The 24823-nt window shown below is 74.2% G+C and carries 2 protein-coding genes and 1 pseudogene; all 3 read left to right on the forward strand.

Annotated elements, in window-relative coordinates:
* The first annotated feature begins 23 nt into the window (after positions 1-23).
* Entirely contained in the window at positions 24-10685 is a 10662-nt protein-coding gene (locus HNR22_RS00945) for a type I polyketide synthase (protein WP_179778569.1), read from the forward strand.
* Entirely contained in the window at positions 10682-15538 is a 4857-nt protein-coding gene (locus HNR22_RS00950) for a type I polyketide synthase (RefSeq protein ID WP_425488037.1), read from the forward strand. Before HNR22_RS00945 ends, HNR22_RS00950 begins: the two co-directional genes overlap by 4 nt.
* A gap of 29 nt (positions 15539-15567) precedes the next feature.
* Positions 15568-24801, forward strand: a pseudogene (locus HNR22_RS30770) (type I polyketide synthase); the annotation flags it as partial.
* Positions 24802-24823: the final 22 nt, after the last annotated feature.

Raw genomic sequence — 24823 nt, forward strand, 5'->3', positions numbered from 1 at the left:
GCATCCGGAGGGGTTGGCAAGCGATGCTGACTGAAGACAAGCTCCTCGACTATTTGAAGCGGGTCACCGCCGACCTGCACCAGACGCGGCAACGGCTGCGCGAGGTCGAGGCGGGCGAGCAGGAGCCCATCGCCATCATCGGCATGGGCTGCCGCTTCCCCGGCGACGTGCGTGCCCCCGAGGACCTGTGGCAACTGCTGCTCGACGGACGCGACGCGATGGCCGAGTTCCCGGACGACCGGGGCTGGGACCTGGACGCCCTGTTCGGCGACGGCGCAGCGGGCACCTCCGACGCCCGCCAGGCCGGCTTCGTCTACGACGCGGCCGACTTCGACGCGGCCTTCTTCGGCATCTCGCCGCGCGAGGCCACCGCCATGGACCCGCAGCAGCGGATGCTGCTGGAGGTCACCTGGGAGGCCCTGGAGGACGCCGGGATCGACCCGTCGACGCTGAAGGGCAGCCAGACCGGTGTCTTCGCCGGCACCGCCGGTCAGGACTACGGCACTCTGCTGCTGGGCGCCTCCGAAGGACTGGAAGGACACCTGCTCACCGGCAACGCCGCCGCGGTGGTCTCCGGCCGGGTCTCGTACTGCCTCGGGCTGGAGGGCCCCGCGGTCACCGTCGACACCGCCTGCTCGTCGTCGCTGGTGGCGCTGCACCTCGCCGCGCAGGCCCTGCGCCAGCAGGAATGCGGGCTCGCGCTGGCCGGCGGCGCCACAGTGATGGCCACCCCCGGCGCGTTCCTGGAGTTTTCCCGCCAGGGCGGGCTGTCCGGCGACGGGCGGTGCAAGGCGTTCGCCGCCGCGGCCGACGGCACCGGCTGGGCGGAGGGCGCCGGTGTGCTGGTCCTGGAGCGGCTCAGCGACGCGCAACGCAACGGCCACCCGATCCTCGCCGTGATCCGCGGCTCGGCGGTCAACCAGGACGGCGCCTCCAACGGGCTCAGCGCGCCGAACGGCCCGGCCCAGCAGCGCGTCATCCAACGGGCACTGGCCAACGCCGGCCTCACCCCGGCGCAGATCGACACTGTCGAGGCGCACGGCACCGGCACCAGCCTCGGCGACCCGATCGAGGCGCAGGCCCTCATCGCCACCTACGGGAAGGACCGCGACCCCGAGCGTCCGCTGTGGCTCGGCTCGATCAAGTCCAACCTCGGGCACACCCAGGCCGCCGCCGGGGTCGCCGGCATCATCAAGATGGTCCTGGCGATGCGCGCCGGTGTCCTGCCGCAGACGCTGCACGTCGACGAGCCGACCCCGCAGGTCGACTGGTCCGAGGGCGCCGTCGAGCTGCTCACCAGCCGACGGCCGTGGCCGCGCACCGGGGAGCCCCGCCGCTCGGCCGTCTCCTCGTTCGGGGTCAGCGGCACCAACGTGCACGTGGTCCTCGAACAGGCCCCGGAGGTCGCGGACGACACCGCACCGGCACCGGCGGTCAGCCCGACGCCGGACGGACCGTGGTTGCTGTCCGGGCGTACCGAACGGGCACTGCGGGCCCAGGCGGCGAAACTGCTCGCCCGGGTGGCTGGCGACGACCGGGTCGACCTGCGCGACCTGGCGTACGCCCTGACGTCCGCCCGCGGCACGTTCGACCACCGGGCCGTGCTCCTGCCCGGTGACCGCGCCGACCTGGTGCACCGGCTCGCGGCGCTGGCGGAGGGGCGCCTCGACACCGGAGTGCTCATCGGCCAGCGGGAGACCGCGCGTACCGCCTTTCTCTTCTCCGGTCAGGGCTCCCAGCGCGCCGGCATGGGCACCGAGCTGGCCGCCGCGTACCCCGCCTTCGCGGCGGCGTTCGACGAGGTCTGCGACGCGCTCCAGCCACACCTGGAGCAGCCGCTGCGCCGGGTGATCGCGGAGAACCCGGACGGCCTGCTGGACCAGACCGCCTACACCCAGGCCGCTCTCTTCGCCGTCGAGGTGGCGTTGTACCGGCTGGTCGAGTCCTGGGGCATCGTCCCCGACCACCTGATCGGCCACTCGATCGGTGAGCTGGCCGCGGCGCACGTCGCCGGGGTGCTGTCCCTGGCCGACGCCGCGACCCTGGTCGCCGCTCGCGGCACGCTGATGCAGGCGCTGCCCTCGGGCGGGGCGATGATCGCGGTTCGGGCCACCGAGGCCGAGGTGCTGCCGCTGCTGACCGAGGACGTGTCGATCGCGGCGGTCAACGGCCCACGCTCCATCGTGCTCTCCGGCCGGCAGGACGCGGTCGAGGCCGTCGCCGCGCACTTCGGCAAGGCCAAGCGACTGACCGTGAGCCACGCCTTCCACTCGGCGCTGATGGAGCCGATGCTCGACGACTTCCGCCGGGTCGCCGAGAGCATCACCTATCACGAACCGCGAATCCCGATCGTCTCCAACGTCACCGGCCGGCTCGACGAGCGACAGGACGCCGCCTACTGGGTGCGGCACGTCCGCGACGCGGTCCGTTTCGCCGACGGCATCACCGCGCTGGCGGACGCCGGCGTCACCACCCTGCTGGAGATCGGCCCGGGCGGCGTCCTCACCGCGCTGGCCGAGGACTGCCTGACCGACGGTCAGGTGGTCGTCGCCGCGCTGCGCAAGGACCGCCCCGAACCGGTGGCCCTGCTCGCCGCGGTCGGCCGCCTGCACGTGCACGGTGTGTCCCCGGACTGGCGTGCCGTGCTCCCTGCCGGCCGGCCGGTGCACCTGCCCACCTACGCCTTCCAACACGAGCGCTACTGGCCGGACACCTCCCGCCGGTGGAGAGGCGACCTGACCAACGTGGGCGTACGCCCGGCCGGGCACCCGCTGCTCGGCGCGGCCGTCGCGCTCGCCGACGGAGGCGGCTTCCTCTACACCGGCCGTCTCAGCCTGGACCAGCACTCCTGGCTGGCCGACCACGCCGTGCAGGGCACCGTGCTGGTGCCCGGCACCGGTTTCGTGGAACTCGCGCTGCGCGCCGGTGAGCAGGTCGGCTGCGGCCATCTGCGGGAACTCACCCTCCAGGCGCCGCTGGTGCTCGCCGAGCGCGGCGACACCGAACTTCAGGTGTGGGTCGGCCCGGCCGAGGACGACGGCTCCCGCGCGGTGACCATCCACTCCCGAGCGGTCGACGTCACCGACCCGGACAAGCCGTGGACCTGCCATGCCGCCGGGGTGGTCCAGGCCGCCGAGGCATCCACCGCCGACTGGCGGGACTTCGCCAACTGGCCGCCGGCCGGGGCGCACCCCGCCGACCTGACCGGCTTCTACGACCGGCTAGCCGCGGAGGGGTTCACCTACGGACCCGCGTTCCAGGCGCTCCAGCGGGCCTGGGTGGCCGGCGAGTACGCGTACGCCGAGGTGCGTATCCCGGACGGCAGCGGCACCGACCCGGCCGACTTCGGTCTGCACCCGGCGCTGCTCGACGCGGCCATGCACGCCACCGGCCTGCTGCCGGCCCGCACCACCGAGCAGGGCAACCGGCTCCCGTTCGCCTGGAACGACGTCGCGCTGCACTCGGCCGGCGCCACCGACCTGCGCGTCCGGGTGCGGATCGCGGAGAACGCCGACGTGAGCGTCGCCGTCGCGGACGCCACCGGCGCGCCGGTCGCCGAGGTGCGGGTGCTCACGCTGCGGCCAATCTCCGCCGAACAACTCGCCACCACCGACGACACGCTCTTCCACGTCGACTGGCCGGCCGTCACGACCGCCGCCGTCGACCCGGGCCGCATCGTGATCCTCGGCGACGACCTGCCCGAACTCGACGCTCGCGGCGTAGACCGCTACCCGGACCTCGCGGCCCTCGGTGTCGCAGTGGCCGGTGGGGCGGACCGCCCGGACCTGGTCCTGGCCGGCTGCTCCGGGACGGACCCGGACCCGCGATCCACCCACACCACCACCATCGCCGCGCTGGTCACCGCGCAGCACTGGCTGGACGACCCGGCCTTCGACGGGGCCCGGCTGGTCCTGGTCACCCACGGGGCGATCGCCGCCGGCCCGGACGAGGACGTCACCGACCTGTCCGCCGCCCCGGTCTGGGGCCTGATCCGCTCGGCCCAGTCGGAGAACCCGGAACGCTTCGTCCTGGCCGACCTGGACCCGCACCCGGAGAGCGCGGGCCGGCTGATCGAGGCGGTCACCTCCGGCGAACCGCAGATCGCCGTCCGCCGCGGCACGGTACGGGTGCCCCGGCTGGCCCGGCTCGCCCCGACCCGCGAGTCGCACCGCCCGCTCGACCCGGACGGCACCGTGCTGATCACCGGTGCCACCGGCACCCTGGGCGGCCTGCTCGCCCGGCACCTGGTCACCCGGCACGGCGCGCGGCACCTGCTGCTCACCAGCCGCCGGGGCGGCGCCGCCGAAGGCACCGCCGAGCTGTGCGCCGAACTGACCCGGCTGGGCGCCGCGGTGACACTGGAGGCCTGCGACACCGCCGACCGGGACGCGGTCGCCGCGCTGCTCGCCTCGGTGCCCGCCGAGCATCCCCTGACCGCCGTGGTGCACGTCGCCGGAGTCTCCGACGACGGCGTGGTCAGCGCGCTCACCCCGGACCGGGTCGGCGCGGTGCTGCGGCCCAAGGTCGATGCCGCCCACCACCTGCATGAACTGACCCGGGACGCGGACCTCAGCGCGTTCGTCCTGTTCTCCTCGCTCGCCGCGACCCTCGGCGGTGGCGGTCAGGGCAACTACGCGGCGGCGAACGCCTACCTGGACGCGCTCGCCCAGCACCGGCGGGCCGCCGGGCTGCCCGCGGTGTCGCTTGTCTGGGGCCTGTGGGACGCCCGCAGTGGCATGTCCGAGCACCTGGACGACACCCACTTCTCCCGCATCGCCCGCGGCGGCATCGTCTCGATGCCGTCCGACTACGCGCTCGCGCTCTTCGACAGGGCGATCGCCGCGTCCGTACCGGTGGTCGCGCCGGCCCGGCTGGACTTCGCCGCGCTGCGGGCCCAGGCCGCCCAGGGCGGCGTCCCGGTGCTGCTGCGCGGCCTGGTCCGGCTGCCGGGTGGCAGGCCGGGCGCCAAGACCCGCGCCGGCAACGCGTTCCTCACCCACCTCGCCGCCCTCGCCGAGGCGGACCGGGAGCGCGCACTGCTCGATCTCGTACGCGGACAGGCCGCCGCCGTCCTGGGCCACCCCGGTCCGGCGGCCGTCCCGCCGCAGCAGCCCCTCTCCGAACTCGGCGTCGACTCGCTGACCGCCGTGGAGATCCGCAACCAGTTGGGCGGTGCGACCGGGCTGCGCCTGCCGGCCACCCTCATCTTCGACTACCCGACCCCGCAGGCCCTCGCCGGATACCTGCACGACCAGCTGATCGGCATCGAGGCGCCGACACCGGCGAGCCCCGAGGCGGCGCCGATCGCCGCGGACGAGCCGATCGCCATCGTCGGCATGGCCTGCCGCTACCCCGGCGGCGTGCGGACACCCGAGGACCTGTGGCAGCTGGTCGACCTGGGCACCGACGGGATCACCGGGGTTCCGGAGGACCGGGGCTGGGACATCGCCGGTCTCTACGACCCGGACGCGGACCGACCGGGGGGCTTCTACGTCCGGGAGGGCGGCTTCCTCGACGGGGCCACCGACTTCGACGCCGCGTTCTTCGGGATCAGCCCCCGCGAGGCCGTCGCCATGGACCCGCAGCAGCGGGTGCTCCTGGAGGTCTCCTGGGAGGCGATCGAGCGGGCCGGCATCGACCCGGTGTCGCTGCGCGGCAGCCGGACCGGCGTGTTCGCCGGCACCAGCGGCCAGGACTACGGCGGCGTGCTCGGCCGTGACCCGTCCAGCGTCGGCGGTTTCGGCCTGACCAGCACCACCGCCAGCGTCATCTCCGGTCGTGTCTCGTACGCGCTCGGGTTGGAGGGGCCGTCGCTGTCGGTGGACACCGCCTGCTCCTCGTCGCTGGTCGCCCTGCACCTCGCGGCCCAGGCGCTGCGGCAGGGGGAGTGCTCCCTCGCGCTGGTCGGTGGCGTGATGGTGATGGCGACCCCGGCCGCGTTCGTCGCGTTCAGCCAGCAGCGCGGGTTGGCCCCGGACGGTCGGTGCAAGTCGTTCGCCGGGTCCGCCGACGGGATCGGCTGGGCCGAGGGCGCCGGCGTCCTGGTGGTCGAACGGCTCTCCGACGCGCGGCGCAACGGCCACCACGTCCTCGCCGTGGTGCGGGGCAGCGCGATCAATCAGGACGGCGCCTCCAACGGCCTGACCGCCCCGAACGGCCCCTCTCAGCAGCGCGTCATCCGGGCCGCCCTGGCCAACGCGGGCCTGGGCACCGCCGACGTCGACGTGGTCGAGGCGCACGGCACCGGCACGGTGCTGGGCGACCCGATCGAGGCGCAGGCGCTGCTCGCCACCTACGGTCAGGGCCGGCCGGCGGACCGGCCGCTGCGGCTCGGGTCGATCAAGTCGAACATCGGGCACGCGCAGGCCGCCGCCGGCGTCGCCGGGATCATCAAGATGGTCGCGGCGATCCGCAACGCCACGATGCCGCGCACGTTGCACGTGGACGAGCCCACCCCCGAGGTGGACTGGTCGGCCGGCGCGGTCGAGCTGCTCACCGACGCCCGGCCGTGGGAGGCGTACGGGCGTCCACGCCGGGCCGGCGTCTCGTCCTTCGGTGTCTCCGGCACCAACGCGCACGTGATCATCGAGGAGGCGCCGGCAGCGCCGGTCGACGAGCCGGCTGCGGTGTCGCAGGACGTGCCGTGGGTGCTGTCCGGGCGTACCGCCAAGGCTGTCGCCGGCCAGGCCCGTCACCTCGCCAGCGTGGCGTCGGAACCGGCCGAGGTCGCCCACTCGTTGCTGGCCCGATCCGAGTTCGTCCAGCGGGCTGTGGTGCTCGGTCCGGATCACCGGGCCGGTCTGGCCGCCCTGGCCGACGGTTTGCCGTCGAGCGGTGTGGTTTCTGGTGTGGCGCGTTCGTCGGGTGTGGTGTTCGTGTTTCCCGGTCAGGGCTCGCAGTGGGTCGGGATGGCTGCGGAGCTGCTGGATGCCGAGCCGGTGTTCGCGGCCCGGATCGCCGAGTGCGCGGCGGCGCTGTCGCCGTTCGTGGACTGGAACCTCCTCGACACGCTGCGCTCCGACGACCCGTTGGACCGTGTCGACGTGGTGCAGCCGGTGTTGTGGGCGGTGCACGTGTCCCTGGCGGAGGTGTGGAAGGCCAAGGGTGTCACCCCCGACGCGGTGATCGGTCACTCGCAGGGAGAGATCGCGGCGGCGTGTGTCGCCGGTGTCCTCTCGCTCAGCGACGCGGCGAAGGTCGTCGCGTTGCGCAGCAGGGCTCTGCTGGCTCTGTCCGGCAGCGGGGCCATGGTGTCGGTCAACGCCGGCCTGGACGTGGTCACCCCGTTGCTGACCGACGGTGTGAGTGTGGCGGTGGTCAACGGCCCGACCAGCGTCGCCGTCGCCGGTGCCGACCTGGATCCGTTCCTGGCCGCCGCAGAGGCGGCCGGCGTGCGAGCCAAGCGCGTCAACGTCGACTACGCCTCACACTGCGCGCTGGTCGAACCGGTGGAAGCCGAACTCGCCCGGGTGCTGAATGGTGTGCGACCGCTGCCCGGTGCGGTGCCGGTGTTCTCGACCGTCGAGGACGGCGGTGTCATGGACGCCGCCTACTGGTACCGCAACCTGCGTCAGCCGGTCCGGCTCGACCAGGCCGTGCAGGCCGCGTACACCGCCGGGCACCGGATCTTCATCGAGGTCAGCGCTCACCCGGTGCTCACCGGCGCGATCGCCGACACCGCCGACGTTCCCGCCGTCGGCACGCTACGCCGAGGCGACGGCGGCCCCCGACAGGTGGTGCGGGCCCTCGCCGAGGCCTGGGTGCAGGGCGCCCCCGTCGACTGGAGCACCGTCGTCCCGCCCACCCGGACCGTCGACCTGCCCACCTACCCGTTCCAGCACCAGCGGTTCTGGGTCGACGAGGTCAACCTCCCGGTCACCGCCGACATCGCCACCGCCGGACTCAGCGCCGCCAGCCACCCGATGCTCGGCGCCGCCATCCCGCTGCTCGACTCCGACGCGGTCCTCTTCACCGGCCTGCTCTCCGTCGAGGCCCACCCGTGGCTCGGCGAGCACAAGGTGATGGGCGCCAACGTCATGCCGGGCACCGCCTTCGTCGAACTCGCCCTGCACGTCGCCAACCAGACCGGATGTCGGCGGCTGGAAGAACTCACCCTGCTCACCCCGCTGATCGTGCCCGAGCGCGGCGCCCGCCAACTACAGCTCTGGGTGGGCCCACCGGACGGCAACGGCCGGCGCGCCTTCAACGTCCGCTCCCGCTCCGACGACGCAGAGCCCGCCGACGCGCTCAGCCCCACCGGCTGGATCCACCACGCCACCGGCGCGATCAGCACCGCCGCCGATCCGGCCGCACCGGCCGACCTCACCACCTGGCCGCCGCCCGGCGCCCGGCCGGTCGACCTCACCGAGTTCTACGAAGCCGTCAGCCGGACCGCGTTCGACTACGGACCGATGTTCCAGGGCCTGCGCGCCGCCTGGGTCACCGAGGACGACGTCTACGCGGAACTGTCCCTGCCCGAGTCGGGGCGGGCCGCCGCGGGCGCCTACGGCATGCACCCGGCCCTGCTCGACGCCGGCCTCCAGGCCATGTCGCTGAACACCTTCCTGACCCGGATGGGCGACGGCGAACCAGCCGAACGGAGCCGCCTGCCGTTCGTCTGGAGTGGCATCTCGCTGCACGCCACCGGCTCCTCCAGCTTCCGGATCCGCCTCAAGCCGGCCGGCGCCGTCGGCGTCTCGTTCACCGTCGCCGACAGCACCGGCGCCCCGGTCGCCGAGATCGACTCGCTGATCATGCGGCCGGTCTCGGCGGACCGGCTGGCCAGTGCCCGTGGCGGCGACCACGAGTCGCTGTACCGGCTGGACTGGACCCCGGTGCTGCCCGCGACGGCGCCGGCCACCGCCGTCGTCGGCGCCGACCCGTACCAGCTCACCGGTGTCGCCGGAACCGGGTACCCGGACCTGGCCGCGCTGGCGAACGCCCCGGCCGTACCCGAGCTCGTCTTCGTGACGCTCGAAGCGGATCCACTGCGGACGGCCGAACCCGGCGTCGGCGCAAGGAACAGCACCACGCTCGCGCTCGACCTGGTGCAGCGATGGCTCGCGGAGCCGGCGTTCGGCGCGTCGCGCCTGGTCGTCGTCACCCGTGGCGCGGTCGCGGCGAACACCGACGATGCGGCCGGTGACCTGGCCGCGGCCGCCGCGTGGGGATTGATCCGCACCGCGCAGGCCGAGAACCCGGACCGGTTCGTCCTGCTCGACCTCGACGACGATCCCACCTCGCTCGCGGTGGCCGTCCCGGCGGTCGCCTCCGGCGAGCCGCAGGTGGTCGTCCGTGCCGGCCGCCCGCTGGCCCCACGCCTGGCGCCGGTCCCGGTCGCGCCGGAACCGCGCGCGGACATCACCCCCGGCGGCCAGGACGGCACCGTGCTGATCACCGGCGGCACCGGCACCCTCGGCGGGCTGCTCGCCCGGCACCTCGTCACCGAGCACGGCGTTCGGCGGCTGGTGCTGACCGGACGTCGCGGACGCTCCGCCGACGGGGTGGACGACCTGGTGACCGACCTGACCGACCTCGGCGCCGAGGTCACAGTAGAGGCCTGCGACGCCACCGACCGGGACGCCCTCGCGGCGGTACTGGACCGGATACCGGCCGACCGGCCACTGACCGTCGTGCACGCGGCGGGCGCGCTGGACGACGGCGTGGTCACCGCGCTGACCCCGGAGCGCATCGACGCCGTGCTGGCACCGAAGACCGACGCGGCGTGGAACCTGCACGTGCTGACCCGGGACCGCAAGATCGCCCGGTTCGTGCTCTTCTCCTCGGCGGCCGGCGTGCTGGGCGGCGCGGGGCAGGGCAACTACGCGGCGGCCAACGCCTTCCTCGACGAGCTGGCCCGGCACCGCAGGGCGCTCGGCCTGCCCGCCGAATCCCTGGCCTGGGGCCTGTGGGAGCAGGCCAGCGGCATGACCGGGCACCTGGACGGCGCCGACCTGCGCCGGGTGGCGCGCGGCGGGGTCCGGCGACTGCCGACCGCCCGGGCGCTCGCCCTGTTCGACACGGCAGGTGTGCTGGACGAGCCGCTGCTGATCCCGGCCGACCTGGACCTGGCCGGGCTGCGCAACCAGCCGGTGGAGACCGTGCCGGCGCTGCTGCGCGGACTGGTCCGTGGCGCGAACCGGCCGGTCGCCGAACCGGTCGGTGGCCCGTCGGTCGTCGGCCTGGCCCAGCGGCTCGCCGGTCTCGCCGACGAGGACGCCGACGCCCTGGTCCTCCAGGTGGTACGCGCCAACGTCGCCGCCGTCCTCGGCTACCCGAGCCCCGACGAGGTGGACCCGACCCTGCCGTTCAAGGAGCTGGGCTTCGACTCGCTGACCGCCGTCGAGCTGCGCAACCGGCTCAACGTCGCGACCGGCCTGCGGCTGCGCGCCACGCTCGTCTTCGACTACCCGAACGCCCACTCGCTCGCCGCGTACCTGCGGGCGCAGGTGGTGCCGGACGAGGTCGGGGCGGCCGAGCCGCTGCTGGCCGAGCTGAGTCGGATCGAAGCCGCCGTGGCCACGCTGCCCGGCGACGGACCGGTCCGCGAGCAGGTGACCGGTCGCCTGCGGGACCTGCTGGCCGGGCTGGAGCCCACCGGCGCCGCGGACGTGGCGCAGGACCTCGAGTCGGCCACCGACGACGAAATGTTCGAGTTCATCACCCGAGAGTTCGGAGTGTCGTGATGGCAGACGACGAGAAGCTTCGCCATTTCCTCAAGAAGGTCACCACCAGCCTGCAGGAGACCCGGCAGCAGCTGCACGAGGCCGAGAACCGTGACCGGGAGCCGATCGCGATCGTCTCGATGAGCTGCCGGTTCCCCGGCGGCGTACGCGGGCCGGAAGATCTCTGGCAGATGCTCATCGGCGGGCGCGACGCGCTCGGCCCGCTCCCCGCCGACCGTGGCTGGGACCTGGAGTCGCTCTACAGCCCGGACGCGGACGCACCCGGCCAGAGCTACGTCCGGGAGGGCTCGTTCCTGACCGACGCCGCCGACTTCGACGCCGCGTTCTTCGGGATCAGCCCGCATGAGGCGCTCGCCATGGACCCACAGCAGCGGCTGCTGCTCGAGGCGTCCTGGGAGGCGATCGAGCGGGCCGGCGTCAACCCGCAGAGCCTGCGCGGCAGCCAGACCGGCGTGTTCGTCGGCATCACCCAGCAGAACTACGGCACCGCTCTGCACGAGGCGCCCGAGGGCGTCGACATGTACCTCGGCACCGGCACCACCACCAGCGTCGCGTCCGGCCGGATCGCGTACAGCCTGGGCTTCGGTGGGCCGGCCGTCACAGTGGACACGGCCTGCTCGTCGTCGCTGGTCGCGATGCACTGGGCGGTCCAGTCGCTGCGGTCGCGCGAGTGCGACCTGGCCCTGGTCGGCGGCGTCACGATCATGGCGGCGCCGGGCGCCTTCATCCTGTTCAGCAGGCAGAAGGGGCTGGCCGCGGACGGCCGGTGCAAGCCCTTCGCCGAGGCCGCCGACGGCACCGCCTGGGGAGAGGGCGTCGGCATCATCATGGCCGAGCGGCTCTCCGACGCACAGCGCAACGGCCACCCGATCCTGGCCATCGTGCGCGGCAGCGCGACCAACCAGGACGGTGCCTCCAACGGCCTGACCGCGCCGAACGGGCCGGCCCAGGAGCGGGTCATCCGGGCCGCGCTCGCCAACGCGCGACTCACCCCCGACCAGGTCGACACCGTCGAGTCACACGGCACCGGCACCACCCTCGGCGACCCGATCGAGGCACAGGCGCTGCTGGAGACGTACGGCCGGGGCCGTCCGGCGGAGCACCCGCTCTGGATCACCTCGGTCAAGTCGAACATCGGGCACACCCAGTCGGCGGCCGGCATCGCCGGGCTGATCAAGGCGGTGCTCTCCATCCAGCACGGGGTCCTGCCGAAGACACTCAACGTCGACGCGCCCACCTCGCACGTGGACTGGTCGGCGGGCGCCGCGCAGGTGCTCACCGAGACGATCCCGTGGCCGGAGACCGGGCACCCGCGCCGGGCCGGGGTCTCGTCGTTCGGCGTCTCCGGCACGAACGGGCACATCATCCTGGAGCAGCCACCGGCGGAGACCCCGGTCGACCCCACCGACGGCAGCGACGGTCACCTCGCCGCGTGGCCGATCTCGGCACGTACCGAGGCCGGTCTCGTCGAGCAGGCCCGGCGCCTGCACGACCACCTGACCCGGCACCCCTCGCTCACGCCGACGGACGTCGGTCACTCGCTGTGGAAGGCCCGGGCCATCTTCGACCACCGCGCCGTCGTCGTCGGCTCCAACCGCAGGGAGATGCTGCAGAGCCTAGCCGAGTTCCCCGACGGCAGCGCCCCCCGGGCCGACCGGCAGCTCGGCGGCAGGCCGCTGTTCGTCTTCCCCGGCCAGGGCTCACAGTGGCTCGGCATGGCGACCGAACTGCTCGACCAGGAGCCGGTCTTCGCCGCCCGGATCGCCGAGTGTGCCGCCGCCCTCGACCCCCACGTCGACTGGTCGCTGCTCGACGTGTTGCGCTCCACCGACCCGGCCGCGTTGAACCGCGTCGACGTGGTGCAGCCCGCACTCTGGGCGGTGATGGTCTCGCTGGCCGAAACCTGGATCTCCCGTGGCGTACGGCCCGGCGCTGTCATCGGCCACTCCCAGGGCGAGATCGCCGCCGCCTGTGTGGCCGGCGCGCTGTCGCTGACCGACGCCGCCAAGGTGGTCGCCCTGCGCAGCCGCGCGCTGCTGGCCCTGTCCGGCACCGGCGGGATGGTGTCGGTCAACGCCCCGCTCTCGGCGGTCGAACCGCTGCTCACCGGCGGCATCGCCGTCGCCGCCGTGAACGGCCCGTCCAGCGTGGTCGTGGCCGGCGCCGACGTCGCAGGCTTCCTGGCCGCGGCCCAGGCGGCCGGGGTCCGCGCCCGTCAGGTCCAGGTGGACTACGCCTCGCACTGCGCCCAGGTCGAGCCGATCGAGGACGAGTTGGCCCGGCTCCTGGACGGGATCACGCCGACCGCTGGCACCGTGCCGATCATCTCCACGGTCACCGGCGAGCCGATCGACGGCTCCGCGATGAACGCCGGCTACTGGTACGACAACCTGCGCAACCCGGTCCGCCTCGACCGGGCGGTCCGCACCGCCCTGGGTGCCGGTCACGCCCTGATCGTCGAGATCAGCCCGCACCCGGTGCTGATCGCCGGGCTCACCGGCCTCGCTGAGGAGACCGGCGGCGACGCCGTGGTCCTCGGCACGCTGCGCCGCGGCGACGGTGGGCTCCGCCGGTTCACCCAGTCACTGGCCGCGGCGTACGTGCACGGTGCGGCTGTCGACTTCGCGACGGTCCAGCCGCAGGGGCGCATCGTGCCGCTGCCGACCTTCGCCTTCCAGCGCCGGCCGTACTGGCTGGGCGGCCAGCGACCCCCGGCTCCCGCCGCCGCGGCCCCGGGCACCGACGACGCGGTCTTCTGGAACGCCGTCGAGCGGCAGGACGCGAACGTGCTCGCCGAGACCATCGGCGCCGACCCGGCGGCCGTGGGGGACCTGCTCCCGGCGTTGTCGTCGTGGCGGCGGCAGCGGCAGACCGGCTCGATGCTGGACAGTTGGCGCTACCGCGACGAGTGGGTACGCGTCCCCGACCAGCCCGCCCGCCTCACCGGCACCTGGCTGGTCGCCGTACCGGCCGGCCTCGACTCCCCGCTGCCCGCCCAGGTCAGCGGAGCCCTGCGGGCCGGCGGCGCGCACGTGGTGCCGCTGGAGATCGAACCGGTCGACGTCCAGCGCACCGCCCTGGCCGCCCAGCTCACCCTGGCGCTCGACGCGGCCGGCTGCGACCGCCCCGACGGGGTGCTGTCCCTGCTCGCCTTGGACGAACGGGTCCTGGACGGGCACCGCTCCACCCCGCGCGGCTTCGCCGCCACCGTCGTACTGGTGCAGGCCCTCGGCGACCTCGGCGTCGGCGCCCCGCTCTGGTGCGCGTCGCGCGGCGCGGTCGGCACCGGAGCGGGCGACCCCCTGACCAATCCGGTCCAGGCGCTGCTCTGGGGCTTCGGCCGGGTCGCCGCGCTCGAACACCCGGAACGCTGGGGCGGCCTCCTGGACCTGCCCGGGACGCTCGACGAGCGCGGCTCCGGTCTGCTCTGCGCCCTGCTCTCCGGCGCGACCGGCGAGGACCAGGCCGCGATCCGTCCACCCGGCCTTCTCGGCCGGCGACTGATGCGCGCCCCGGTCGGCGACCGCAGCCCGGCGCGGAGCTGGCAGCCGCGCGGCACCACCCTCATCCTGGGCGGCACCGGCGGCCTCGGGTCCCAACTGGCCCGCTGGCTGGCCGAGCACGGCGCCGAGCACCTGCTGCTGGTCAGCCGCCGCGGCCCGGACGCGCCCGGCGCGGACCGTCTGCGCGACGACCTCACCGCGCTGGGCGCGACAGTCACAGTGGCCGCCTGCGACGCCACCGACCGGGACGCCCTGGCCGCGCTGATCGAGGCGATCCCCGCGAAGACCCCGCTGACCACCGTGGTGCACAGCGCCGCAGTCCTCGACGACTGCGTGATCGACGCGCTGGAGACACACCGCGTCGACGGTGTCCTGCGCGCCAAGGTGGACTCGGCTCGCCACCTGCACGAGCTGACCCGGGGCCTGGACCTGGACGCGTTCATCACGTTCTCCTCGTTCGCCGGCACGGTGGCCAGCTCCGGCGTCGGCAACTACGCCCCCGCCAACGCCTACCTGGACGCCCTGGTGCAGCACCGCCGGTCGCTCGGCCTGCCGGGCACCGCGATCGCCTGGGGCGCCTGGGGTGGCGGTGGCATGGCCGACGGCGAGTTCGGTGAGCTGCTGACCCGCCACGGTGTCGCCGAGATGGCGCCCGAGCTGGCGATCACCACGCTGCGCCAGGCGGTGGAGCACTCCGAGCCGTTCCTCACCGTCGCGGACATCCGGTGGGAGCGGTTCTTCGTCGCTGTCACCGCGACCCGGCCCAGCCCGCTGGTCAGCGCGATCCCGGAGGCACAGCAGGTGCTCGCGGCGATCGCCCGCGACGGGGACGGCGCCGGCGAGAGTGCCACGGCGCGCCTGGCGGGCCTGCCGCCGGCCGAGCGGGCCAAGGTCCTGCTGGAGACGGTACGGGCGCAGGTGGCCACTGTGCTCGGTTACGCCTCGGCCGACGAGGTGCCGCCGAAGAAGGCGTTCCAGGAGCTCGGCTTCGACTCGGTGACCGCCGTGGAGCTGCGCAACCGTCTGGGCGCCGCCACCGGGCTGCGGCTGCCCGTCACGCTCGTCTTCGACTATCCGAACCCGGTCACGCTCGCCGCCTTCCTGGACAGCCTGTGCGGCGGCGCCGACGACAGTTCCGCGCTGGACGACCTGGACCGGCTGGAAGCGGCCCTGGACAGCCTCGAACCGGACGACGTCACGTACGTCCGGCTGATGACCCGCATGCAGGCGCTCGTCGCCGACTGGAAGCACGGCCGCGCCGAGCCGGTGGAGACCGCGGGCGAAGCCCTGGCCGACGCCACCGACGAGGAGATGTTCGAACTCCTCGGCAAGAAGTTCGGCATCGCCTGACCCGCACGCTCACAAGGGGAGACCTACCGATGGCCAACGAAGAGCGGTTGCGCTACTTCCTCAAGCGGGTCACCGCCGACCTGGAAACCGCCCAGGAGCGTATCCGGCACCTGGAGGTACGCGCCGACGAACCGATCGCGATCATCGGTGTGGGCTGCCGGTTCCCCGGTGGCGTGGACTCCCCGGAGTCACTGTGGAACCTGGTCGCGGCGGACGGGGACGGCATCACGCCGTTCCCGGCCGACCGGGGCTGGGACACCGAGGCGCTGTTCGACCCCGACCCGGACAACCCGGGGACGTCGTACGCCGCCGAGGGCGGGTTCCTCAGCGGGGCGGGTGACTTCGACGCCGGCTTCTTCGGCATCAGCCCGCGCGAGGCCCTGGCGATGGACCCGGCGCAGCGGCTCCTGCTGGAGGTGTCGTGGGAGGCCATCGAGCGGGCCGGCATCGACCCGGCGTCGCTGTCCGGGTCGCCGACCGGCGTGTTCGCGGGCACCAACGGCTCGGACTACGCGGCCATGCTGATGGGTGCGTCCGAGGGCCTGGAGGGCTACCTCGCCACCGGCAACGCGGGCGCGGTCATCTCCGGCCGGGTGTCGTACTCGCTGGGCCTGGAGGGGCCGGCGGTCACCGTCGACACGGCCTGCTCGTCGTCGCTGGTCGCGCTCCACCTGGCGGCGCAGGCGCTGCGGGCCGGTGAGTGCTCGCTCGCGCTGGCCGGCGGTGTGACGGTGATGGCCACCCCGTCGCTGTTCGTCGGCTTCTCCCGTCAGCGCGGCCTGGCCGCCGACGGCCGTTGCAAGGCCTTCGCCGGCGCCGCCGACGGCACCGGCTTCGCCGAGGGCGCCGGTGTGCTGCTGTTGGAGCGGCTGTCCGAGGCCCAGCGCAACGGGCATCCCGTGCTCGCCGTGGTGCGCGGCAGCGCCGTCAACCAGGACGGCGCGTCCAACGGGCTGACCGCCCCGAACGGGCCGTCGCAGCAGCGGGTCATCCAGGCGGCACTGGTCGACGCCCGGCTCTCGGCGGCGGACGTCGACGTGGTGGAGGCGCACGGCACCGGCACCCGGCTGGGCGACCCGATCGAGGCGCAGGCGCTGCTCGCCACCTACGGCCGGGAGCGCCCGGCGGACCAGCCGTTGTGGTTGGGGTCGGTGAAGTCGAACATCGGGCACACGCAGGCCGCCGCTGGGGTCGCCGGGATCATCAAGATGGTCGAGGCGCTGCGTCATGAGACGTTGCCGCGGACCCTGCACGTGGACGAGCCGACGCCGCAGGTGGACTGGTCCGATGGTGCGGTGGAGCTGCTGACGTCGCCGCGCCCGTGGGCGGCGGGGGAGCGTCCTCGCCGGGCCGGGGTGTCGTCGTTCGGGGTGTCCGGCACGAACGCCCACGTGATCATCGAGGAGGCGCCGGCCGCGCCGGTCGACGAACCCGTCGGGACGGCGCCGGACGTGCCGTGGCTGTTGTCGGCGGCGGCGCCCGAGGCGCTGCGCGGGCAGGCGGAGCGGTTGTCGCGGGTGACGGCGGATCCGGGCGCGGTGGCGTACTCGCTGCTGTCCACCCGGTCGGTGCTGAGCCACCGGGCGGTCGTGCTCGGCCCGGACCACTCCGCTGGCCTGTCCGCCCTCCGGGACGGTCTGCCGTCGGGTTCGGTCGTCTCCGGTGCGGCCCACCCGGACTCGGGTGTGGTGTTCGTGTTCCCGGGTCAGGGTTCGCAGTGGGTCGGCATGGCCACAGCATTGCTGGATGCCGAGCCGGTGTTCGCGGCGCGGATCGCGGAGTGCGCGGCGGCGCTTTCTCCGTTCGTGGACTGGAACCTCCTCGACGTGTTGCGCTCGGACGATCCGTTGGAGCGGGTGGATGTGGTGCAGCCGGTGTTGTGGGCGGTGCACGTGTCCCTGGCGGAGGTGTGGCGGGCCAGGGGTGTGACCCCGGATGCGGTGATCGGTCATTCGCAGGGGGAGATCGCGGCGGCCTGTGTGGCCGGAGTGCTGTCACTGAGTGACGCGGCGAGGGTTGTGGCGTTGCGGAGCAAGGCTCTGCTGTCGATCGCGGGCACTGGCGGGATGGTGTCGGTCAACGCCGGCCTGGACGTGGTCACCCCGCTGTTGACCGACGGTGTGAGTGTCGCGGTGGTCAACGGTCCGACCAGCGTCGCCGTCGCCGGGGCCGACCTGGATCCGTTCCTGGCCGCCGCTGAGGCGGCCGGGGTGCGGGCCAGGCGGGTGAAGGTCGACTACGCCTCGCACTGCGCTCTGGTCGAACCGGTGGAAGCGGAGCTGACCCGTGTCCTCGACGGGGTGCAGCTGCTGGCCGGCGAGGTGCTCGTGTTCTCCACTGTGGAGGACGGCGGTGCGATGGACGCCGGCTACTGGTATCGCAATCTGCGTCAGCCGGTGCGTCTCGACCTGGCGGTTGCGGCGGCGCAGGCGGCCGGGCACCGGATCTTCATCGAGGTCAGCGCGCACCCGGTGCTCGCCGGCGCGATCGAGGCCACCACCATCGGCACGCTGCGCCGTGACGCGGGCGGCCCCGAACAGGTCGTACGGTCCCTTGCGGAGGCGTGGGTGCGGGGCGCGCCGGTCGACTGGAGCACCATCATCCCGGCCACCCGGGTCGTGGACCTGCCCACCTACCCCTTCCAGCACGAGCGTTACTGGCCCACCCGTGGCAGCGCGATCAGCGCGGCCGACCCGGTGGACAGCGAGTTCTGGCAGGCCGTCGAGAACGGCGACCTCACCCCGCTGGGCATCACCGGCGACGGTGGCGAGCTGCTGCCGGCCCTCACCGCCTGGCGCCGCCGCAAGCGCGAGCACCACACCCTCGACGACTGGCGGTACCGGGTCACCTGGCAGAGCAGGACCACCCCGGCCGAGAACACCCTCACCGGCACCTGGCTGCTCCTGCGCCCTGCCGGCGAACCCTGGTCGGACGCCGTCGAGGACGCCCTCGCACAGGCCGGCGCCCGAGTCGTACCGGTGGCCATCGCCCCCGGCCCGATCGACCGGAGCGCCCTCGCCGACGCGGTCAACGCCTCCATCGGCGCGACACCCGTCGACGGAGTGCTGTCCCTGCTCTCCCTGCCCGCCGCCGAGGCCGCCGACGCGGTAAACGACGCGTCAACGGTGCTGCACGGTCTCGCGGACGCGAGCGTCACCGCCCCGCTCTGGCTCGCCACCCGCTCCGGCGTCCGGGTCGGCCGTTCCGACGCCGCCCCGGCGCCCACGCAGGCCGCGCTCTGGGGCTTCGGCCGGGTCGTCGCGCTCGAAGAGCCGCACCGCTGGGGTGGCCTGATCGACCTGCCGGCGCAGCCCGACTCCCGGTCGGCCGCCCGGCTCGTCGCGGCACTCACCACCGGCGACGACGAGGACCAGTTCGCCGTCCGCGCCTCGGGCCTCTACACCCGCCGGCTGACCCGCGCCCCGCAGGGCGCCACCCCCGAGTGGTCGCCGTCGGGCACCGCACTGGTCACCGGCGGCACCGGCGCGATCGGCGCGCACACCGCCCGCTGGCTGGCCCGCAACGGCGCCGAGCACCTGGTGCTCACCAGCCGGCGCGGCCCGGACGCCCCCGGCGCCGACGACCTGCAAGCCGAGTTGGAGCAGGCCGGCGCCCGGGTCACCATCACCGCCTGCGACATCGCCGACCGGGACGCCCTGCGCACCCTGATCGACGGCCTGGCGGACCTGACCTCCGTCTTCCACACCGCCGCCGTCCTGGACGACGGCACGCTCGGCAGCCTCGACCGGGACCGGATCGAGCGGGTGCTCGCCCCGAAGGCCGTCGCCGCCCAGCACCTGCACGACCTCACCCGGGACCGGGACCTGACCGCGTTCGTGCTGTTCTCGTCGCTGGCCGGCACCCTCGGCAACGCCGGGCAGGGCGCGTACGCCGCCGCGAACGCGTACCTCGACGCCCTGGCCGAGCAGCGGGCCGCCGCCGGCCTGCCGGCCACCTCGATCGCCTGGGGCCGCTGGGGCGACGGTGGCCTCGCCGAGGAAGCCGTACGCCGGGAGCGGCTCAGCCGGGGCGGACTGGGCGCGATGGACCCGGCGCTGGCCCTCACCGGTCTCGCCGCCGCGATCGGCGCCGGTGAGTCGGCCCTGGCCCTGACCGACGTGGACTGGCAGCGGTTCGCCCCTACCTTCACCGCCGTACGCCCCAACCCCACCCTCGCCACCCTCTGGGAAGCCGCCGGAAGCACCGGAACCGACCCGTCCGGCGACCTGACCCGGCGGCTGCGGTCGATGACCGCCCGGGACCGCGCCGCAGCCCTGGTCGAGCTGGTCCGCGGGCACGCCGCGGCGGTCCTCGGCCACTCCGGCGTCGACGGCGTGGAACCGGAGCGCGCCTTCCGTGACCTCGGGTTCGACTCGCTCACCGCTGTCGAACTGCGCAACGCGCTCGGCGCGGCCATCGGCCTGCGGCTGCCCGCCACCCTGATCTTCGACCATCCGAGCGCCCTCGCTCTCGGCGCCCACCTCGGCGGCCTGCTCGCCGGAGGGGCCGACGCTGCCGCCGAGCCAGATGCCGGCCCGGATGCCGGCCCGAACGCCTCCACCGCCGCCGACCAGGACGACCCGATCGTCGTGGTGGGCATGTCGTGCCGCTTCCCCGGCGGCGCGGACAACCCCGACCAGCTGTGGCAGCTCGTGCACGGCGAGGTGGACGCGATCTCCACGTTCCCCGCCGACCGCGGCTGGGACGTCGACAGCGTCTACGACGCCGACCCGGACAACGCCGGCACCAGCTACGTGCGCGAGGGCGGCTTCCTCTACGGCGCCGCCGCCTTCGATCCCGAGTTCTTCGGCATCTCACCGCGTGAGGCCCTGGCCATGGACCCGCAGCAGCGGCTCCTGCTGGAGACCGCGTGGGAGGCCTTCGAGCACGCCGGCATCGACCCGTCGACCGCCCGAGGCGAGCAGGTCGGCGTCTTCGTCGGCTCGAACGGCCAGGACTACGGCGCCCTGCTCTACGGCTCCACCGAAGGCGTCGAGGGGCACACCATGACCGGCAACGCCGGCAGTGTCGCCTCCGGCCGGATCTCCTACGCTCTCGGCCTGGAGGGACCGGCCGTCACCATCGACACCGCCTGCTCGTCGTCGCTGGTCGCGCTGCACCTCGCCGCCCAGTCGCTGCGCCAGGGCGAGTGCCGCCAGGCGCTGGCCGGCGGCGTCACGGTGATGGCCACCCCGGGCCGGTTCGTCGAGTTCAGCCGCCAGCGCGGGCTCGCCGCCGACGGCCGCTGCAAGGCGTTCGCCGACGGCGCCGACGGCACCGGCTGGGGTGAGGGCGCGGGCATGCTGCTGCTTGAGCGCCGATCCGCGGCGCTGGCCGCGGGTCACCAGATCCTCGCCACGGTACGCGGCAGCGCGATCAACCAGGACGGCGCCTCGAACGGGCTGACCGCCCCCAACGGCCCCGCCCAGCAGCGGGTGATCCGGGCCGCTCTCGCCGACGCGGGGCTGCGACCCTCCGAGGTGGACCTGGTGGAGGCGCACGGCACCGGCACCCGGCTCGGCGACCCGATCGAGGCCCAGGCGCTGCTCGCCACGTACGGGCAGCACCGACCGGCGGACCGCCCGCTGCGGCTCGGCTCGATCAAGTCGAACATCGGCCACACCCAGGCCGCCGCCGGTGTCGCCGGAGTGATCAAGGTGATCCAGGCGATGCGGTACGGGGTGCTGCCCCGGACGCTGCACGTGGACCAGCCGAGCGCCGAGGTGGACTGGGAGTCCGGTGCGGTCGCGCTGCTCGACCGGTCCCTGCCGTGGGAGGGTGCCGGGCCGCGCCGCGCAGCGGTGTCGTCGTTCGGCATCAGCGGCACCAACGCCCACGTCGTGCTGGAGGGCGACCCGGCCCCGGCGACCGCCGCCCCCGCCACGAACCCGCAGCGCCCCGCCACGTGGTTGCTCAGCTCACGGACCGAGGAGGGGTTGCGCGACCAGGCCGGGAGGTTGCTCGGCCACCTGGACGAGCACCCGGGGCTGGACCCCTACGACGTCGGCTTCTCCCTCGCCACCACCCGAACCCAGCACCGGCATCGTGCCGCGGTGTTCGGCCGTGCCGAGCTGGCGGCGGTGGCCGCCGGATCACCGGCTCCGATCACCGGTTCGGTGGTGCGGGGCAGAACGGCGATCGTGTTCTCCGGTCAGGGTTCGCAGCGCCCGGGCATGGGCCTGGAACTGGCCGCCTCGTACCCCGTGTTCGCCGAGGCGTTCGACGCCGCCTGCGCGGAGCTGGATCTGTATCTGGACCGGCCGTTGCGCGAGGTGATCGCCGACGGCGGCGACCTCGACCAGACGGTCTACACGCAGGCCGCCCTGTTCGCTGTCGAGGTCGCGCTGTACCGCCTGGTGGGCGCCACCCCCGACTATCTGGTGGGGCACTCGATCGGTGAGATCGCCGCCGCCCACGTGGCCGGGGTGTTGTCCCTGACGGACGCGGCGAAGCTGGTCGCGGCGCGCGGCCGGTTGATGCAGGCCCTGCCGGCTGGTGGCGTCATGGTGGCGGTGCGGGCCACCGAGGCGGAGGTGCTGCCGCTGCTGGTCGACGGGGTGTCCGTCGCGGCGGTCAACGGTCCTCGCTCGGTGGTGCTGTCCGGTGCCGCCGACGAGGTGGCGGCCGTCGCCGCCCAGTTCGAGAAGTCCAAGCAGCTCAAGGTCAGTCACGCGTTCCACTCGGTGTTGATGGAGCCGATGCTGGCGGAGTTCGCACGGGTTGCGGAGACGCTGACCTACGCGTCTCCGCGGATTCCGGTCGTCAGCAACGTGACCGGGCAGATCGCCGAGACGCAGGACGCCGCGTACTGGGTGCGGCACGTCCGGGAAGCGGTTCGCTTCGCCGACGGCATCGCCACCCTGGAAGGTCTGGGCGTCACCACGTTCGTGGAGATCGGCCCGGACGGGGTGCAGTCGGCGATGGGCGCGGACTGCGTGACCGACGCGGTGTTCGTGCCGGTGCAACGATCCGACCGGGACCAGCCCACCGCCCTGCGCACCGCGCTCGCCCAGCTCCACGTCCGAGGCGTCGCGGTGGACTGGGCCGCCCTGCACCCCGGGGCGCGTCGGGTCGACCTGCCCACCTACGCCTTCCAACGGCAGCACTACTGGCCCGGGTCGGTCTCCTGGGCCCGGCCCGCCGCCGACAACGACGAGCACCTGTGGGACCGCATCGAGCGTGCGGACCTCGACGGCATCAGCGCCGAACTCGCCCTGCCGTCCGACGCCACCCTCCCGGCGGTCGTCCGGGCACTCTCCGACTGGCGGCGGCAGGCCCGGCGCAGCTCGACGATCGACGGGTGGCGCTACGGCGTACGCTGGCGGCCCCTGTCCTCGACCGGGACGCCCACCCTGACCGGCACCTGGCTGCTGGTCAGCACCCCGGAACACCCCACGGCGGAACTCGCCGCCGTGCTGCGCCGACACGGTGCGGCGACCGGAACCGTCACGCTGACGCCAGCCGACCTGACCCGGGCCGGCACCGCCGCGCGACTCGGCGCGGCCCTCGACGAACACGGCCCGGTGCACGGCATCCTGTCCCTGCTCGCCCTCGACCAGGAGCCGCACCCCACGCACCCGATCCTCACCAGGGGCGTCGCCGGCACGGTGACGCTGGTCCAGGCCCTCGACCAGCTCGGCGCCACCGCTCCGGTGTGGAGCGTGACCCGCGGCGCCGTCGCGATCGGCGGCTCCGAGCGGGTCGCCGCGCCCGCCCAGGCGCAGGTATGGGGCCTCGGCCGGGTCGCCGCCCTGGAACAGCCACGGCTGTGGGCCGGTCTGGTCGACCTGCCGCCCCTGCTCGACGACCGCGCCGGCTCACGGCTCTGCGCCGTGCTGGCCGGTGCCGGCGCCGGAGGCGGTGAGGACCAGGTGGCGGTCCGCGCCTCGGCGATCTTCGGTCGCCGCCTGGTCCGCCACCCGCGCAGCACGACACCGGGTCCGCAGTGGCGTCCGCGCGGCACGGTCCTGATCACCGGTGGCACCGGAGCGCTGGGCGGGCGGGTCGCGCGCCTGCTCGCCGAACGAGGAGCCGAGCACCTGCTCCTGCTCAGCCGCCGGGGCGCCGACGCACCCGGGGTGGCCGACCTGACCGGCGAGCTGACCGCGCTCGGCGCCCGGGTCACCGTCGAGGCCTGCGACGTCGCGGACCGGGACGCGCTGGCCGGCGTGCTCGACCGTGTCCCCGCCGACCTGCCGCTGACCGCTGTGGTGCACGCCGCCGGCATCGGCACCCCCGGATCGCTGCGGGACACCGATCTGGACGAGTTCGCCTCCGTGGTCCGCGCCAAGATCGCCGGTGCGGTGCACCTGGACGCACTGCTCGGCGAACGGCCGCTCGACGCGTTCGTGCTCTTCTCCTCCATCGCGGGGATCTGGGGCAGCGGCGGCCAGGGCGCGTACGCGGCCGCGAACGCGTACCTCGACGCCCTCGCCGAGGCTCGGCGTGGTCGCGGCCTCGCCGGTACCGCGGTGGCCTGGGGTCCGTGGGGCGACGGTGGCATGGCCGAAGGGCCGGCTCAGGAGCAGTTGCGCCGCCGTGGCCTGCCGGTGATGAACCCGGAGTCGGCGATCGAGGCGCTCGCCGCCGCCATCGACGACCGTGAGGTGGCGCTCGCCGTCGCCGACGTCGACTGGGCCCGGTTCGCGTTGCCGTTCCAGGCGGTCCGCTCCGGCCGGCTGCTGGACGAGATCGACGAGGCGCGGGCGGCGCTCACCGCCGCCGCGCCGGGCGCCGAGAGCGCGGCCGACGCCGACGCGTTGCGCCGCAGTCTGACCGGCCTGCCGGCAGCCGAGCGGGAACGGGTCGTGCTCGATCTGATCCGCAAGAACGCGGCCAGGGTGCTGGGGCACACCGCCCCCGGCGGCGTCGACGTCGACCGTGGATTCCTGGAACTCGGCTTCGACTCGCTGACCGGGGTGGAGCTGCGCAACGCGCTCTCCGCCGAACTCGGCCTGCCGTTGCCCGCGACGCTGATCTTCGACTACCCGTCACCGCTGGTCCTGGCCGAGCACGTGCTCGACCAGTTGGCCGGCCCGGAGGCGGGCGGGGACCCGGAGGAGCAGCAGGTCCGACAGGTCCTGTCCCGGATCCCGGTGGAGCGGCTGCGCGCGGCCGGCCTGCTGGACACCCTGCTCGGCCTGGCACAGACCGGGTCGGAGGCGCCGGATGCGCCGCCGGCCACCGATGACGACGGCGAGGACCTGGCCGAGCTCGATGTCAGCGAGCTGGTCCGCCTCGCCCTCGACGGCACCGAGAGCTGACGGGGAGTAAACGATGGCCACG

Source organism: Micromonospora jinlongensis, assembly GCF_013410645.1.
Taxonomy (GTDB): Bacteria; Actinomycetota; Actinomycetes; order Mycobacteriales; family Micromonosporaceae; genus Micromonospora; species Micromonospora zamorensis.